Origin of the sequence: Prolixibacter sp. NT017, from assembly GCF_009617875.1 — a bacterium.
GTDB lineage: Bacteria > Bacteroidota > Bacteroidia > Bacteroidales > Prolixibacteraceae > Prolixibacter.
In genome coordinates this window covers 684,275-700,383 of sequence record NZ_BLAV01000001.1, presented here as the reverse complement: position 1 = coordinate 700,383, position 16,109 = coordinate 684,275, and the positions used below count along the sequence as shown (strand labels likewise).

The following is a 16,109-nucleotide window of genomic DNA, read 5'->3' as shown; positions in this document are numbered from 1 at the left end:
TCTTTTTAAGTTCCTTTTAATTACAAGTTCAGATTCACACCAAACATGAAGGTTTGTGCTGTCGGATAAACACCTTCGTCTACCCCCAGACGTTGGTCCGCATTACCCGCAGTATCGCGAATTTCCGGATCCAGTCCACTGTAATCAGTAATCGTAAACAGGTTAGTAGCCTGGAAGTAAACACGCAGGCGATCGATTCCCCAACGGTTAGACAGACGTGCAGGCAGGGTATAACCCAACTGGAAATCCTTCATCCGGAAATAAGAACCGTCTTCAACAAAGAAACTGTTCGGGTCCTGACTGGTCTCATCGTTCGATTCAGCAATCGGCAATGAGATTTTTTCGCCGTTGGCATACCGTTCAACTGTCCACGATTCGTACAGACGCTTTTTGCTTCGGTTACCGGCAAAGTTGTTGAAATCAATCCAGCGGTTCACATAGTTGATAACATCGTTTCCAAGTGATCCCTGGAAGAACATGGTCATGTCAAAGTTCTTATAGGTCATATCGATGTTCAAACCATAAGTCAGGTCCGGGTGAGGACTACCAATATAAGTACGGTCATTGTCAGCATCAATTACACCGTCACCATTCTGATCCTTGTATTTGAAGCGACCAGGTTTGTTGTAATCACCGAAGGCTGGCCATGAATTCGCCTCATCCCAACTGTTAAAAATACCAACAACCTCATAACCGTAGAAGGAAGAAATCGGATGTCCGGCTTCTGAACGGGTATAAGTACGTTGGCGCAGGTTGGCTCCCCAAAGAACCTCAGCCGAATTATCATTCAACTTAATGACTTCATTCTTGTAATGCGATGCATTAGCCCTTACGTTATAGATGAAATCCTTACCTACTTTTCCGTGGTAAGTCAGCATGATATCATAACCGGTGTTCTTCATGTCACCGATATTCACTGATGGACGGGTTGCATTACCATAGGTAGCAGGTAACTGTACCGGATAAAGCATATCGGTTGTTTTCTTGTCATACCAGTCAAAATTAAGTTCCAACCGGTTATCCAGAATGGTCATATCCAACCCAATGTCTGTAGTAGTAGTGGTTTCCCATTTTACATCCGGGTTAGCCAGCGAAGTATTGTTAAAACCGGCTGATGAAGATGTATTGTCTCCGGAAACGGAATAGAACGACATCCAACTGGTAGCACTATAAATGGCATAAGTATCATAGTTACCAATCTGGTCGTTACCGTTTTGTCCCCAACCGGCACGCAGTTTCAGGTCATCCAGCCACGGGACGTCGCCCATAAAGCTTTCTTCTGAAATACGCCATCCGACTGAGAATGCAGGGAAAGTACCCCAACGGTTAGCAGCTCCGAATCGGGAAGATGCATCACGGCGAACAACAGCTTCCAGCAGGTATTTGTGCATGTAGTCATAGTTCAAACGACCAAAATAGGAGAACGTTTTCCAGTCAGTAGCATAACCGGTATTCACCTGGTTGATCTCACCGGCATTCAGATAGCGGTAATCAACATCGTCCGAGAAGAACTTGCTACGTCCGGCTGTGAACTCTTCATATTTATTGGAAACAGCTTCAGAACCCAACAATACATTAATGTAATGCGTATTGTTTATGGTCTTATTATAGTTCAGCGTGTTCGCCCAGTTCCACTGCAAAGTATAACCATGATATTCGGAAAGGCTGTTGGTGGCAATCGCTTCGGCGAATTCGATGTTACGAATGGTATAATCCTTGCTACGGCCATTGTTCAAATCGATCCCAAACAGCGTTTTGAAAGTCAAATCTTTCATCGGCTTAATTTCCGCATAGCCATTGGCCAGAACGCGCAAATCGGTGCCCCAGTCATCTTTATCACGGGTCAGGTTCGCAACCGGGTTGGCTCCGTTACCGGTTCCGTTTGCTTTGGTACCGGCGAAATTGCCCATAATATCGTAAACCGGAACAATAGGCTGCATACGATAAGCCTGTGATACAGCGTTACCTTCATCGTTGTTGGTTCCGTACGAACCTTGACGTTTGGTGTAGGTAACTCCCAGGCTCTGTCCCATCTTCAACCAATCGGTCAGCTGAGCATCCATATTCGAACGCATCGAATAACGCTCAAAACCAGTATGTATCACAACACCTTCCTGGTTCAGGTATCCCATACTTACGGCATAGGTACCTTTTTCGGTTCCACCGGAAATATTAACGTTATATTCCTGAATGGGTGCCGGATCAAAAATCTCGTCATACCAATCAGTACCCTGCTTGTTGGCGCGGGTAATCAGGTTCAGCGGCCCTTTGGTATCATCATTGTTGTAGGTAGAAGGGTCAGTCATCGGCTCACCTTCAAACGCAAAGGTAGGGATGATATAATCCGGAATCTGCGGAGAAGCTCCGGTTCCGTACTGTGGGTGATTAGGTACAACGGTCGCTCCCGTCAGATAACTGTCATTGGCAGCTACCATCCAAACCAAATCACCATATTCCTTGGTATTCAACAGGTCAAGTTTATTGGTCGTACGCTGAACACCATAACGGGCGTCGAAGCTTACTTTCGGTTTACCGGCTTTACCACGTTTAGTAGTGATAATAACAACACCGTTTGCAGCACGCACCCCGTAAATAGCTGCCGAAGAAGCATCTTTCAATACGGTCATCGACTCAATATCGTTCGGGTTAATACGGCTCAATCCACCGGTTGTCGGCACTCCGTCAATCACGAACAAAGGGTTGTTGTTATTAATGGTACCATAACCACGGATACGAACCGTAGCGTCACCACCAGGAGAGTTGTCGTTGGTAATGGTTACACCGGCAACACGTCCCTGCAGACGAGAGGCAGCGTTCGCAGCAGGAACAGCACGAAGCTCATCCTCCGAAACAGAAGCTACGGAACCGGTCAACGATTTTTTCTGTTGGGTACCATAACCCACAACCACCACTTCATCTACTCCCACAACGTCAGGAGCCAAGGTGGCACTAATATTGGTCTGATCCCCTATCTCAATTTCCTGCGTTTTCATACCAATGTACGAAACCACTAATGTTTCAGCATCTGCAGGAACACCGGTCAGGGTATACTCACCATTAAGGTCGGTAACTGTACCAACAGATGTACCTTTCACCATGACGGTTACACCCGGAATAGGCACTCCGTCCTCACCGGTTACTGTACCGCTTAAGGTCTTTGTTTGCGCAAAGGCTGATCCTGCCATAAAAACAAACAGAAGGAGCATGGTCAGGAGCTTCCTTGTCCAATTTCCATCCGGAACAGAACTCAGATTACATTTTTTCATAGATAATAGATTTAGATTAGTAAAAAATGGATACTTGTTGCGTGTATCTGTTAGTTGTATTGAACAGCAAAAGCCATTCAACTACTAGTTAGTTTCAAATTTTAAAATGAAGAAACGATCCCGAAACGGATCAGGGTAAGTTACAGTTAGTTTCAATGCATGCGGCAACAATGAGCCACATGAATGTAGCATTTCATTGTACTTCATAATATTCGGTTCAGTTAGCTTCGTTAGTTTGTTAGCAGTGGCAATTTAAACATTTTTTTACAAAATTTAATTTTTACACAAAAAAGTTTACCGACACATGAATCCGAACAATACCAGAAAAACATGAACAGTTAAATATGAATCAATTACACCAAAAACAACAAACCAAAATCCATTAACTTTTTTTCACAAAAGGCGTCAGTAACAGTTCGATTTTCACGAAAAGAAGTCGAAAGACGCCCGTCTTCTTGTCAAAAACACAGTTTAAACCGACATAAAATCCGAACACTTCAACATCAAAGTTGATTTACTCTAAAATTTCCTCTCCAATTTAGTCTGCAGCTGTTCGGAATCAATTAATTTCCTTTCTTATGATGACACTCAACAGTCAACCAAACAGAACAATGCAAAACGATAGGATACCCAATAACCTGCTTAAAAAAAATCAAATGAACTCCCCGCACTTTCATGGCTTTTTATAGATTTGCATTCAGAATAAACCTGAAGCACAATAAACACCGGGGAATGGAAGCCACAAAAGAATCTCTGACGCGCTGGTATGCGGTATATGTAAAAAGCCGTTCTGAAAAGAAAGTGCTGCAAACACTTGCTGAGAAAGATATCGAGGCTTACTTGCCCATCCAGAAAAAACTCCGTCAGTGGAGCGACAGGAAGAAGCTGGTAGAAATGCCGCTGATGCCCGGCTATGTCTTTGTTCATATCAACCGGAAGGATTACGACCGGGTACTTCAAACAGAACATGTTGTATGCTACATTACCTTTGGAGGCAAAGCGGCACCCGTGCGCGACGAAGACATCGAATCGCTGAAAAAAATGCTTCACCAGGACCAGATCAAAGTGGAACTGACCCGCGAAGATTTGAAGACCGGCGAAATGGTCGAGATTCTTTCCGGCCCCTTAATGGGCATGAAAGGAGAACTTGTCCAAATCAAAGGAAAAAACAAAGTAGGTATTCGTTTACAGCCCGTTGGCTACACAGTCATGGTCGAAGTTCCCATCTCCGAATTGGCAGTTACCCGTTAACCGTTCATCAAAAAGTTTTGCACGTTCATCAAAGATTTTGATACGTTCACCATCATTTTTTGACCATTCGCCACAATTTTAACAATTCCCTTACGTTTCAGATTTTGAGTAATATTTTTATTCATTACATTTGACCGTGTAATCCGCACAAGGCAAGGTTACACGTATTTTTAAAAGACTAAAACAGATGAATCACTGGCACACTGACGGTTAATAATGAACAACAATTGTAGTTCAATTTTCAACCGCTGCCAATAATTTTGCCTGCTCACCCATTCCATATGGGACTGAGGAGGCGAAGCTGTGAAAAGAAGACGCTTCGCGATTAGAGGTTACAGGTTTCAGGTTGAGCTTCGCGGTTTCTGTTGTTACTGTAGTTACTATTGTTCACCTCCGGTTCGTCCGGTAGCAGTCAGGCAGGGCCACGATACATCGTCGCCGCACAGTGATCAGATATTAGTCATAGGTTTCAGGCTGCGCAACTTTCGACCTCTTCATCACACATTATTCATTATTAATTGGTTGAAGGGTTTCAGATTGGACAGAGTCTAAGTGTTAAGTAAGAGACTTAGAGACAGGAGATTTTAGACATGGGCCCCCGATACTTCGATCGCGATTTCGCTTTGCTCAACTTTTGACTCTAGACCTTTGACTTTCAACGTTCGACCTTTATTACTAAAGACTCCACGCAGAGGCCGCAAAGAAAATTCACGCTAATCACTTTTTGCCATAGCAACGTCGAAGCGCAATTAGCGTAATTGGCCTTAATTAGCGTAATTCATATTTATTGGAATTGACTGCGTCGAACTACGTTTCGTGTAATTCGCCCTAATTCGTGTAATCCGTATTTTACAAATAATTATATAATCCGAATATGTTGAAGTTGAAAACCATTTTCACCCTGGTGATACTGTCACTGACTCTGACGGTTTCGCAGGGAATGGCACAAACCCAAAGTAGCGATATCAATCCATCGCAGGTGGATGTAAGTAAGCTAAGCGATGCTCAGGTCCGTAAAATCATGAAGGAAATACAGGACCGCGGTTTGACACAGGAACAGGCCGTCGCGCTGGCCAAAGCACGGGGCGCATCCCAGGCGCAAATTGACCAGCTGATGGCACGAATCCAGCAGCTGCAAAATGGTACGGGCCTCGAACAGCCTGTTAAGGAAGACACTTCAACGGAAACACCAACGGCACAAACCGACTCCCTTTCGGTGAAAGCCCCCATTTTACCCACGCCGGAAAACGAAAAAGTCTTTGGCTTCAAACTGTTCAATTCAAAAAATCTCACCTTCGAACCCTCTGTCAATATTCCTACACCCAAAGATTATGTATTAGGCATTGGCGACGAATTGGTGATTACGGTTTGGGGAGCCTCTCAGGCCACTTACCAGCTGACCATCGACCAAAATGGCGCCATCAACATCCCCGATATCGGTCCGGTATATGTGGCAGGCAGCACGTTCGAAGAAGCCAACAAGCAAATTCAAAAACGACTTATCAGTATTTACAGCGGACTTTCAGGTGCCAATCCCAACACCTATGCAGAAGTCAGCATGGGAACGGTTCGCAGCATCAAAGTCAATGTCATTGGCGATGTGAATGCACCGGGAACCTATACCCTGCCGGCCACTGCTTCCGCGTTCAACGCGCTTTACCTTTCCGGTGGACCTACTGAGAATGGTTCGTTCAGAAACATCCAGGTGATTCGTGGCGGCAAAGTCGTTCACACCATCGATGTATACGACTTCCTGGTCAATGCCAACCCAAAAGCCAACGTGCAGTTGCGCGACCAGGATATCCTTTTTGTCCCCACCTACGAAGAACGCATTGACGTTGAAGGCGCCTTCAAACGCGATGGTTTGTTTGAAGTGAAAAAAGGGGAAACACTGGCCAACCTGATCAAATATGCCGGTGGTTTTGCCGAAAATGCCTACACACAAAACATTTCGGTTACCCGGAATACAGAAAAGGAAAAAAGCATTCAGGACGTCGACCATGCTCAATTCAGCAAATTCACCATGCAAAATGGCGATATGGTGAAAGCCGACACTTTGCTCGACCGGTACACCAACCGCGTCACCATCAACGGAGCCGTTTTCCGTCCCGGTTCCTACCAGTGGAAAGAGGGAATGAAACTCTCCGACCTGCTGAAAAAAGCGGACGGTCCCAAAGAAGAAGCGTTCCTCAACCGTGCCATCCTCTCCCGCCGCAAAGCCAACTGGGAGTGGGAAAACATCGCTTTCAACCTGGGTGATGTGGAAAAAGGCACGTGGGATACCGATCTCAGGCCCAATGATGTGGTCACCATCCGCTCCATCTTCGATATGCGGGAAGACCAGACAGTGAATATTGTGGGAGAGGTACTCAATCCCGGCAAGTTCCCTTACAATGACAAAATGACATTGGAAGACCTGATTTTCCGCGCTGGTGGCTTCAAGGAAAATGCCGATGTGGGCTTCATCGAAGTGGCCCGCCGGCTGAGTCACAGCGAAGCGTCGGAAACGACCAACCAGCTGTCGCACATTTTCACCTTTCAGGTCCCCCGGAATTTAAAACTGAACCCGAAGGATGCCGGTTTTGTTCTGGAACCGTTCGACCAGGTATATGTACGCCGCGCACCCGGATACCGCGACCAGGGAAGTGTAATGGTTGACGGGGAAGTTGTTTACGCCGGGAGTTACAGCATCGCGCACAAAAACGAGCGCATTTCCGACATCATCAACCGGGCCGGAGGCTTTACCCGGGACGCTTACCTGAAGGGAGCGACCCTCACCCGCAGCACCGGCTTAACCCAGGAAGAGATCGATGCTCGTAAAACCTTGATGGAAAAAGACAGTACCCTGAAGTTAGATATCACTCCCAAACAACTGGTCGGTATCGATCTGCAGAAAATCATGGCCAATCCCGGCAGTGATATCGACCTCATGCTGATGCCCGGTGACGAGCTGCACATTCCGAAAAAGATGCAGACCATCAAGGTATCCGGTGGTGTGATGAACCCGGTAGCACAGACCTTTGAACAAGGAAAATCCCTCCGGAGTTACATCAATAAAGCCGGAGGTTTTGCCCCGCGCGCACGGCGCGGAAAGGTGTATGTCATCTACCCCAACGGTACAACAGCTACAACCCACTCCTTCCTGTTCCTCGCCCGGAACTATCCGAAAATAACACCCGGCAGCGAAATCATCGTCCCGGCCCGCCCGGATAAGGAAGGCATGTCCGCCGCTCAATGGATCAGCCTCTCCAGTGCCCTTAGCGCCATGTCGTTAACGATCGTCACACTGGTAAATAAATTGTAACATAACTGATAGACCTTATTGATTTAGTCACGCGAAACGAAGTTCGACGAAGTCAATTTAAATCATACCAATTACACGAATTTAAAGCGAATTACACGAATTGGGTGCGATGGATATCCTTTTCAAACAAGAAAGCTACCAAATCATCGGGGCATGCATGAAGGTCCATCGAACCTTAGGACCTGGATTCTTGGAAAGTGTTTATGCCGAAGCGTTAGAAAAAGAATTATCGACCAGAAATATTCCACATCATCGTGAAATCAAACTGGAGGTACACTACGAAGAAAAGCCGATGAATAAATTCTTTAAGGCCGACTTTCTTTGCTTCGACAAAATCATCTTGGAAATCAAGAGTAAAACATTTTTATTGAAAATAGACGAACAGCAAACCATCAATTACATCAAAGCAGCCAATCTTCCCGTCGGACTTTTAGTCAACTTTGGTGAAAAAAGTCTTCGATGGAAACGGTTTGCCAACTCGAAAGCATACTATTGAACGAAGTGTAATTCGCGTAATTCGCTAAAATTCGCGTAATCCTTCTTCATTAAAAAATACATCTACAGAAATGACAGAAGAAAAAAATTATAATCCAGGTGCCACCGCCGACGACGAAATCGATCTCATTCAGATGGCGAAGACCCTCTGGGAAGGACGGAAAACCATCATCAAAACGGTAGCCATCTTTGCGGTGCTGGGCCTGTTGGTAGCGCTCTTTAGTGCCAAACAGTACACCGCTGCCACCACCATGGTACCCCAGGGCGCCGGTGGCCAGTCCAAACTGGGAGGTCTTTCCGGCCTGGCAGCCATGGCTGGTTTTAACCTCAATATTGGCAGCAACTCCGATATCACGCCGGCCGTCTATCCGCAAATCATCTCCAGTGTACCCTTCCAGTTGGAACTGATGAAAACCAAGCTCACTTTCAAAGGCATCGACCATCCGGTATCGCTTTTCGATTACTACACCGAATATGACAAGCCCAATCCTCTCATTAAATACACCATTGGCTTGCCGGGAGTCATCCTGAAAGCCATCAAAGGAAAACCGGAAGACGGAACTTCGTCCGGCAACAACGGTCCCATCCGGCTAACCAATGGCCAACGGAAAGTACAAAAGAAACTGGCCGATTTGGTCTCCATCGATTACAACGACAAGGACGGCTATGTCACCCTCACGTGTAACATGCCGGAAGCGTTGCCCGCTGCACAACTGGCAGAGCACACGCAGAAAATGCTGCAGCAGTACATCACCGACTTCAAGGTAAAGAAAGCGAAGGCCAATCTCGAGTTCGTGCAGCAACGGTACGACGAAACAAAGAAACAGTTTGAAAAGGCGCAGAACGAACTGGCCCGATTCCGCGACCGCAACAAAAATGTGGCCACCGCCATGGCACAAACTGAACTGGAGCGTTTGAACAGCAATTACAACCTCTTATCGAGTGTCTATACCGAGCTGGCCAAACAACTGGAGCAGGCCAAAATTCAGGTGAAAGAAGACACGCCGGTCTTCACCATCATCGAGCCGGTATCCGTTCCCCTGGAAAAATCCAAGCCCAACAGACCGATGATCCTCATCATCTGGATCTTCCTCGGTGGCATCATCGGCACAGGAGTCGTCTTCGGAAGAGAGTATTTGCAGCAGTTCAAGGAGCGCTGGAATTCTACCGATGAGGACGAAACAGAAAACATCGAGAGTTAATCTTTATAATATTACGCTAATTATAGCTAATTCCGCGAATTGATGTCAGAGCTTTTACTCAAGGACAAAGTATTCTCGATCATTGGAGCCTGTATGAAAGTTCACAGAACATTAGGACCGGGATTTTTAGAAAGTGTTTATGCTGAAGCATTAGAGAAAGAATTAACGACCACCCCTCCAAACCTCCCCTAAAGGGGCGGCTTAAGGGTCTGCTCAGAGTTTCAAGGCTTCGAAATAAAATAGGCTAATTCAGCGATGCTAACAAAAGCAAAAATTCATCGGAGTGACAAGTCCCCTTCAGGGGATTAGGGGTGATTTAACCGATGTCAAACTGGACAAGTACTTCAAAGCTGACTTTTTTTGCTTTGACAAAATCATCCTGGAAATCAAAAGTAAAACCATTTTATTAAAGATAGACGAACAGCAAACCATCAACTACATCAAAGCAGCCAATCTTCCCGTCGGACTCCTGGTCAATTTTGGGGAGAAAAGTCTCCGATGGAAACGGTTCGTCAACTCAAAAGCACACTATTGAACGAAGCCAATTGGCGTAATTAGCTAAAATTCGCGTAATCTCTTTCAATAGAATTCGCGTAATCAAAATAAACAACAAGTTGAACGAAGCCTAATTCGCGTAATTCGCCATAATTAGCGTAATCCAAATAAGATTTATGAATCGCCCAACCACCCCCTCAAAAACACCATTAGTAGCCAATATCAATACCTAATCACTCGATCGATCGTGCTGGAATCCCTCATTACATCCCAAACAAGAATTAAGCTGTTGCTGAAGTTTTTCCTCAACAGCAGTACCTCGTCTTACCTGCGTGGGCTGGCCGATGAATTCAACGAGTCATCCAACGCCATCCGCGTGGAGCTGAACCGTTTCGAACAGGCCGGGTTGCTCACATCGAGCTTCGACGGCAACAAAAAGATGTTCACAGCGAATACAAAACATCCGTTGTTCCGCGACATCCACAGCATCCTCATGAAACATGTGGGGATCGACCACGTGGTCAGTGATCTGATCCGTAAGCTGGGGCATGTGTCCCGCGCCTGGCTGACCGGCGAAATGGCTGCCGGCCGCGAGAGCCGCATCATCGACATCATCCTGGTCGGCGAAAACATCGACCGCAACTACCTCGGCCGCCTCACGACCAGCGCCGAAAAGATGACCGATCGCAAAATACGCACCCTCTGCATCACCGAGGAGGAAGAACAGGAGTACCTGAAAAGTGAAAAGAATGCCCTGCTCCTTTGGGAAGCAGACGAGAAACAGGAAGAAGTAGGCGGGGAGAAAAAGAGTTCTTGAAGGGGCAACATGCTATCGCCCCGGGTAATTACCCCTCTCCCAACCTCTCCCCAAATGGAGACAGGAGTTAGGCCGGAGCCTTCGAAACATAATCAGCGTCAATCCGTGATTAAAATCCGCGAAAATCCGCGATCTCCATTGGAAAACAGACGCCCATAGTAAAGACCTAAAAAATTCTTAACACTTAAATCTTTTTATCTTTGTTTTATGCGTTTAACTCAATTCGAAATAGAGACGATCACCCAGCTGGCCCGGAAATATTTTGGGAAAAATGCCCGTGTGTTTCTGTTTGGATCAAGAACCGACGACAAGAAAAGAGGAGGAGACATCGATTTATTTGTCAAAAATGACATGGAAAGTCTTTTAACGCTGGAAGCCAAGATCCATTTCCTGGCCGACTTAAAAAACCGTATCGGAGATCAAAAAATCGATCTGGTTTTTGATAACGTTCACACACGACACAAAACAAATTTCTATCGTTCCATCAGGCAGCATCAAATTGAATTATAAACAACACCCGGCACAAAATAGCAATGGCCAGTAAACGAGCAGAAAACAGGAACAAACTCACAGAAGCGTTGCAATTAGGTAAAATCCATTGTGAACGAATGAGTTTTGCCTGGCATAAAATTCATAACAGGTTTCCGCTGCCCCCGGAAATATACCAGGCACTCGAACCGGAAGAATCAAGTTTCTTTGACCAGTTGATTTTTCGTTTTTCAAAATTACAGGATTGCATGGGAGGCAAACTCTTCCCCTCCCTGCTGGAAAATCTGGATGAAGAAATTAGAGAGAAGCCCTTTATCGATATCCTGACACGACTGGAAGAACTGAATATACTGAAAAGCAAAGAAGACTGGCTCTTGCTTCGTGAAACAAGGAATACGGTGACACACGAATACCCCTTCATCACAGATGAAGTGATTGAAGGATTAAACCTGTTGAACAAACATTACAAGCTGATTCTTTCTATCTGGAACGACTTTGTAACGTACATCGACAAACGGTTCCAACCTGAAACCTGAAACCGCGAGAGGGAGAATGGGCGAAAGGCAATGAAAAATTGGAATGGGAGAAAGGACCAAGGTGTAAGGCTTAAGGTAAATAAAGATTTAATTCCCGGATTTACGCGGGTAAACTTCGATTCAACGGGATGCTCTGATTACCCCGGAGGGGTATAATCTTAATAACCCGGGGTAAGGAGGTCACGACGCTACCCCGGTAGAATGACCCGCATGGGAAAGAGGCGCACCCCCGACCGCCATCGGGGCCGGTAATGTTTGAAAGTCGTCCCTAACCGGTGCCGCACATAATGCACAAAAACAATGTTCAACGAAATCAATTATATCGAAAACATCAACCCGGCATACACGGATGCCCTTCCAGGGTATGGAGCCGCTAAGGGCAACATGTTATCGCCCCGGGTAATTGCCCCTCTCCCAACCTCTCCCCGAATTGGGGAAAGAAGTTTGGCCGGAGCCTTCGAAAACACAAACAGCGTTAATCCGTGAAATCATCAGTGCTAATCCGCGACCACAAATCCGTGTTAATCCGCGATTTCAAAATCCGTGTTAATCCAAACCTTAATTGAAAAACAGACTTTCTTAGTTTAATACCCTCAAAATATAGTTCTACAAAACCAACAATTATCTGTACGATGACCGATATCCGGTGGAAACAACGATTTTCCAATTAAAAAAAGGCATTGACCACCCTGAAGAAGGGTGTTCACCAATACCACGAAAAAGGCCTCTCCGACCTGGAGAAGCAAGGCCTGATTCAGGGGTTTGAGTTCACGCACAAACTTTGCTGGAAGGTCATGCAGGACTTTTTAAAAGACCAGGGAGAAGCCAATATATACGGTTCTAAAGATGCCACCCGCATGGCCTTTAACCGGGGGCTAATCACCAACGGGACTGTCTGGATGGATATGATTGCAGACAGAAACCTGACGTCACATACCTACCGGGAAGAAATTTCGGAACAAATTCTGGACCGGATCGTCCACGCCTATTATGATTTGTTTACCGGCTTCGAAAAGAAAATGGATGAGTTATGCCATACGGATTAAGCGATGCAACAATTGCCTTGCTGAAAAAAGTGTTCGACCGCTACGAACAAGTCAGTGAAGTCATCCTTTACGGCTCGCGTGCCAAAGGAAACTATGCCGAAGGCTCCGACATCGACCTGACCCTAAAAGGGCAGGAACTCGAATTCTCGGATTTGCAGAATATCAGTAAGGATATTGACGATTTGCTGTTGCCCTGGATGGTAGACATTTCGATCTTTACCACCATCAAAAACAACGACTTAATTGAGCACATACAACAGGTTGGAAAAACGATATACAAACGACCCCGGCCATGATAAACCGGATGTATGCCCGTCGAGGTTACGGGGAAGTTAGGGACGATATGCTATCGCCACGGCTAATACCCCAACCTCTCCCCGAATTGGGGAAAGAAATTTGGCCGGAGCACAATTGGCGTAATTAGCTAAAATTCGCGTAATCTCTTTCAATAGAATTCGCGTAATTAAAATAAACACACAGTTGAACGAAGCACAATTATCGTAATTCGCTTTAATTAGCGTAATCAAAAATATTTGAAGAATATTTCCTTAATCAATATACAACCCGCAACATCAACGAAATATGATTCCATCAAAAGTAACAAACATCGCCTGCATAGGCGCCGGATACGTGGGAGGGCCTACCATGGCCGTTATCGCGCAGAAATGCCCCCATATCAAAGTTACTGTGGTAGATATTAACGAGCAGCGTATCGCCGACTGGAATGATGCCGACCTCGATAAATTACCGGTGTACGAACCCGGCCTCGACCAGGTGGTAGCCGAAGCCCGCGGTCGCAATCTCTTTTTCTCCACCGATGTGGAAAAGGCTATTCGCGAAGCGCAGATGATCTTCATCTCGGTCAATACCCCCACCAAAACGTACGGGGTAGGAAAAGGCATGGCGGCCGACCTGAAATACGTGGAGCTCTGCGCCCGGCAAATTGCAGAAGTCGCCACCGAGGACAAAATCGTTGTGGAAAAATCCACCCTCCCGGTCCGCACTGCCCAATCCATCCGAACCATATTGGATGCCTCCCGTTCTCCCCATCACCCTCTCTCCTCTTCACCCCTTCTCCCTGGCTCCCCCTCTCCGGATTCATCTCCCGCTCCCCGCTTCTCCGTATTATCCAACCCGGAATTCCTCGCCGAAGGCACTGCCGTGAAGGATCTACACAACCCCGACCGTGTTCTCATCGGAGGCGAGGAAGATGAAGACGGCCAACGAGCCATGGAAGCGCTGGTGGATGTGTATGCCAACTGGGTGCCGCGCGAACGCATCCTCACCACCCGGGTCTGGTCTTCGGAGCTGTCAAAGCTCACGGCCAACGCCTTCCTGGCACAACGCATCTCGTCCATCAATGCCCTGTCGGCCTTGTGTGAGAAAACAGGTGCCGATGTCGACGAGGTAGCCCATGCCATTGGGACCGACAGCCGCATTGGCCCCAAATTCCTGAAATCCTCCGTCGGTTTCGGGGGAAGCTGTTTCCAAAAGGACATTCTCAACCTGGTGTATCTCTGCCGCCATTTCAATCTGCCCGAGGTAGCCGATTACTGGGAGCAGGTGGTAAAACTGAACGATTACCAGAAACACCGGTTTGCCAAACAAATCATCGACACCCTCTTCAATACCGTGTCCGGGAAGAAGATTGCATTCCTGGGCTGGGCGTTTAAGAAGGATACCAACGATACCCGTGAGTCCGCCGCCATCTACGTAGCCGACGAACTCCTGCAGGACCACGCCGAGATTCATATTTATGATCCCAAAGTAACTAAAGAACGCATTTATGCCGATCTCGAATACCTACAGGAACACAGAAGAGAAAACAGTTCGCATAATTCCTCCAATTCGCGTAATTCGCTTGAATTCGCGAAATTATCCCCGGCATTGATCAGGGAACTAATGCATGTACATGCCGATCCTTACGAAGCGCTAAAAGACTCGCATGCCATAGCGGTACTCACTGAATGGGACGAGTTCCCCACCTACGACTGGCAAAAAATCTACAACGTCATGCGTAAACCGGCTTTTGTGTTCGACGGACGAAATATCCTGAACAGAGAAGGGCTTAAGGGCATAGGGTTCGAAATAAAGGGGATTGGGAAAGGATAAGAGTTGATCCCATTTTAAATCAACGAATAAGAAAATAGCTCTAAAATATTAATCATAAAATCTCAAATCAAATGCTCAACGAAAAAGCAATTTTAATTACCGGAGGAACCGGTTCATTTGGTAAGAAATTTACAGAAACCATTTTAAGCAGATATCCTAACGTCAAAAGGCTAGTCATCTATTCTCGTGATGAACTTAAGCAGTTTGAAATGAAACAGATGTACCCCCCACATAAATACCCACAACTTCGTTTTTTTATTGGGGACGTTCGTGATGCTGCCAGATTGAAAAGAGCCTGTGAAGGTGTTGATGTCATTATTCATGCTGCTGCAATAAAACAAGTCGATACTGCAGAATATAACCCTGACGAGTGTATTAAGACCAATGTTAACGGAGCTCAAAATGTAATCGACGCGGCCCTGGCTACCAATGTCAGGGATGTTGTGGCTCTTTCGACTGATAAAGCATGCGCGCCAATTAACCTGTATGGCGCAACCAAATTAGTTTCTGATAAACTGATAACGGCAGCCAACAATATGAAAGGGAAACGAGATATTCGTTTTTCAGCAGTACGATATGGGAACGTAATGGGATCGAGAGGTTCCGTTATACCTTTCTTCATGAGCAAACGGGAAAATGGAAATGGAACATTACCCATCACTCACCAAGAGATGACCCGATTCAATATCTCCTTACAAGCGGGAGTCGATTTGGTAATGTATGCGATAGAACATCATCTGGGCGGCGAAATATTTATCCCAAAAATTCCATCCTATAAAATTATGGATGTTGCCAAAGCCATTGCTCCTTCGAAAGACACTGAAGTTGTTGGTATCAGGCCAGGAGAAAAATTACATGAAGAAATGATCACCGAAACAGATGCACTCAACACGATTGATTTAGGAAAATATTATGCCATCCTCCCATCGGTGTCCTTTGCTCATACTAAAGAGGACTACATGAAGCATCACAATGCGGAAGCTGTTCCCGCAGGATTTAAGTACAATTCCGGAACAAATACGGATTGGGAGACAGTTGAATCTCTACGTGGAGCAATTATCGAACATGTGGATCCAAATTTTAAACCATTGTAGAA

14 protein-coding genes are annotated in these 16,109 nt (G+C 46.1%); 13 read left to right on the top strand and 1 reads right to left on the bottom strand.

The features are described from left to right. Nucleotides 1-20 precede the first annotated feature (20 nt). On the bottom strand, nucleotides 21-3,266 hold the full coding sequence (locus GJU87_RS02780) for a TonB-dependent receptor (RefSeq protein WP_153638110.1): 3,246 nt from the start codon (nucleotides 3,264-3,266) through the stop codon (nucleotides 21-23). Nucleotides 3,267-3,998: 732 nt separating this feature from the next. Here GJU87_RS02780 and GJU87_RS02775 point away from each other — a divergent pair. From GJU87_RS02775 to pseB, 13 genes are all read left to right on the top strand, one after another. Continuing rightward, nucleotides 3,999-4,517 carry a UpxY family transcription antiterminator gene (locus tag GJU87_RS02775; protein WP_194831423.1) on the top strand — a complete coding sequence of 173 codons (519 nt, stop codon included), beginning with the start codon at nucleotides 3,999-4,001 and terminating at the stop codon, nucleotides 4,515-4,517. Nucleotides 4,518-5,391: 874 nt separating this feature from the next. Next, nucleotides 5,392-7,821 carry an SLBB domain-containing protein gene (locus tag GJU87_RS02770; protein WP_153638108.1) on the top strand — a complete coding sequence of 810 codons (2,430 nt, stop codon included), beginning with the start codon at nucleotides 5,392-5,394 and terminating at the stop codon, nucleotides 7,819-7,821. Nucleotides 7,822-7,930: 109 nt separating this feature from the next. Beyond that, the gene (locus tag GJU87_RS02765; protein WP_153638107.1) at nucleotides 7,931-8,317 is read left to right on the top strand and encodes a GxxExxY protein; all 387 of its coding nucleotides are present in this window, start codon (nucleotides 7,931-7,933) and stop codon (nucleotides 8,315-8,317) included. A gap of 70 nt (nucleotides 8,318-8,387) precedes the next feature. Next, nucleotides 8,388-9,518, top strand: a complete 1,131-nt coding sequence (locus GJU87_RS02760; RefSeq protein WP_153638106.1) for a Wzz/FepE/Etk N-terminal domain-containing protein — start codon at nucleotides 8,388-8,390, stop codon at nucleotides 9,516-9,518. 42 nt (nucleotides 9,519-9,560) lie between these two features. Further along, a complete protein-coding gene (locus GJU87_RS02755) occupies nucleotides 9,561-9,710 on the top strand; it encodes a GxxExxY protein (RefSeq protein ID WP_153638105.1) in 150 nt (49 codons plus the stop codon). A gap of 91 nt (nucleotides 9,711-9,801) precedes the next feature. After that, nucleotides 9,802-10,053, top strand: a complete 252-nt coding sequence (locus GJU87_RS02750) for a GxxExxY protein (RefSeq protein ID WP_228491832.1) — start codon at nucleotides 9,802-9,804, stop codon at nucleotides 10,051-10,053. Nucleotides 10,054-10,302: 249 nt separating this feature from the next. Beyond that, on the top strand, nucleotides 10,303-10,830 hold the full coding sequence (locus GJU87_RS02745; RefSeq protein ID WP_228491831.1) for a hypothetical protein: 528 nt from the start codon (nucleotides 10,303-10,305) through the stop codon (nucleotides 10,828-10,830). Between the two features lie 207 nt (nucleotides 10,831-11,037). Continuing rightward, nucleotides 11,038-11,340, top strand: a complete 303-nt coding sequence (locus GJU87_RS02740; RefSeq protein WP_153638102.1) for a nucleotidyltransferase domain-containing protein — start codon at nucleotides 11,038-11,040, stop codon at nucleotides 11,338-11,340. A gap of 23 nt (nucleotides 11,341-11,363) precedes the next feature. Then, complete coding sequence (locus tag GJU87_RS02735; protein ID WP_153638101.1) at nucleotides 11,364-11,855, top strand: hypothetical protein; 492 nt, start codon at nucleotides 11,364-11,366, stop codon at nucleotides 11,853-11,855. A 680-nt stretch (nucleotides 11,856-12,535) separates the two neighbouring features. Continuing rightward, the gene (locus tag GJU87_RS02730) at nucleotides 12,536-12,901 is read left to right on the top strand and encodes a nucleotidyltransferase substrate binding protein (RefSeq protein WP_228491830.1); all 366 of its coding nucleotides are present in this window, start codon (nucleotides 12,536-12,538) and stop codon (nucleotides 12,899-12,901) included. Further along, nucleotides 12,886-13,197, top strand: a complete 312-nt coding sequence (locus tag GJU87_RS02725; protein ID WP_153638100.1) for a nucleotidyltransferase domain-containing protein — start codon at nucleotides 12,886-12,888, stop codon at nucleotides 13,195-13,197. The genes GJU87_RS02730 and GJU87_RS02725 overlap by 16 nt, the downstream gene beginning before the upstream one ends. Before the next feature lie 286 nt (nucleotides 13,198-13,483). Continuing rightward, nucleotides 13,484-15,013 carry a UDP-glucose 6-dehydrogenase gene (locus GJU87_RS02720; protein WP_153638099.1) on the top strand — a complete coding sequence of 510 codons (1,530 nt, stop codon included), beginning with the start codon at nucleotides 13,484-13,486 and terminating at the stop codon, nucleotides 15,011-15,013. Between the two features lie 71 nt (nucleotides 15,014-15,084). Beyond that, entirely contained in the window at nucleotides 15,085-16,107 is a 1,023-nt protein-coding gene (gene pseB / locus GJU87_RS02715) for a UDP-N-acetylglucosamine 4,6-dehydratase (inverting) (RefSeq protein ID WP_153638098.1), read from the top strand. The last annotated feature ends 2 nt before the right edge of the window (nucleotides 16,108-16,109 follow it).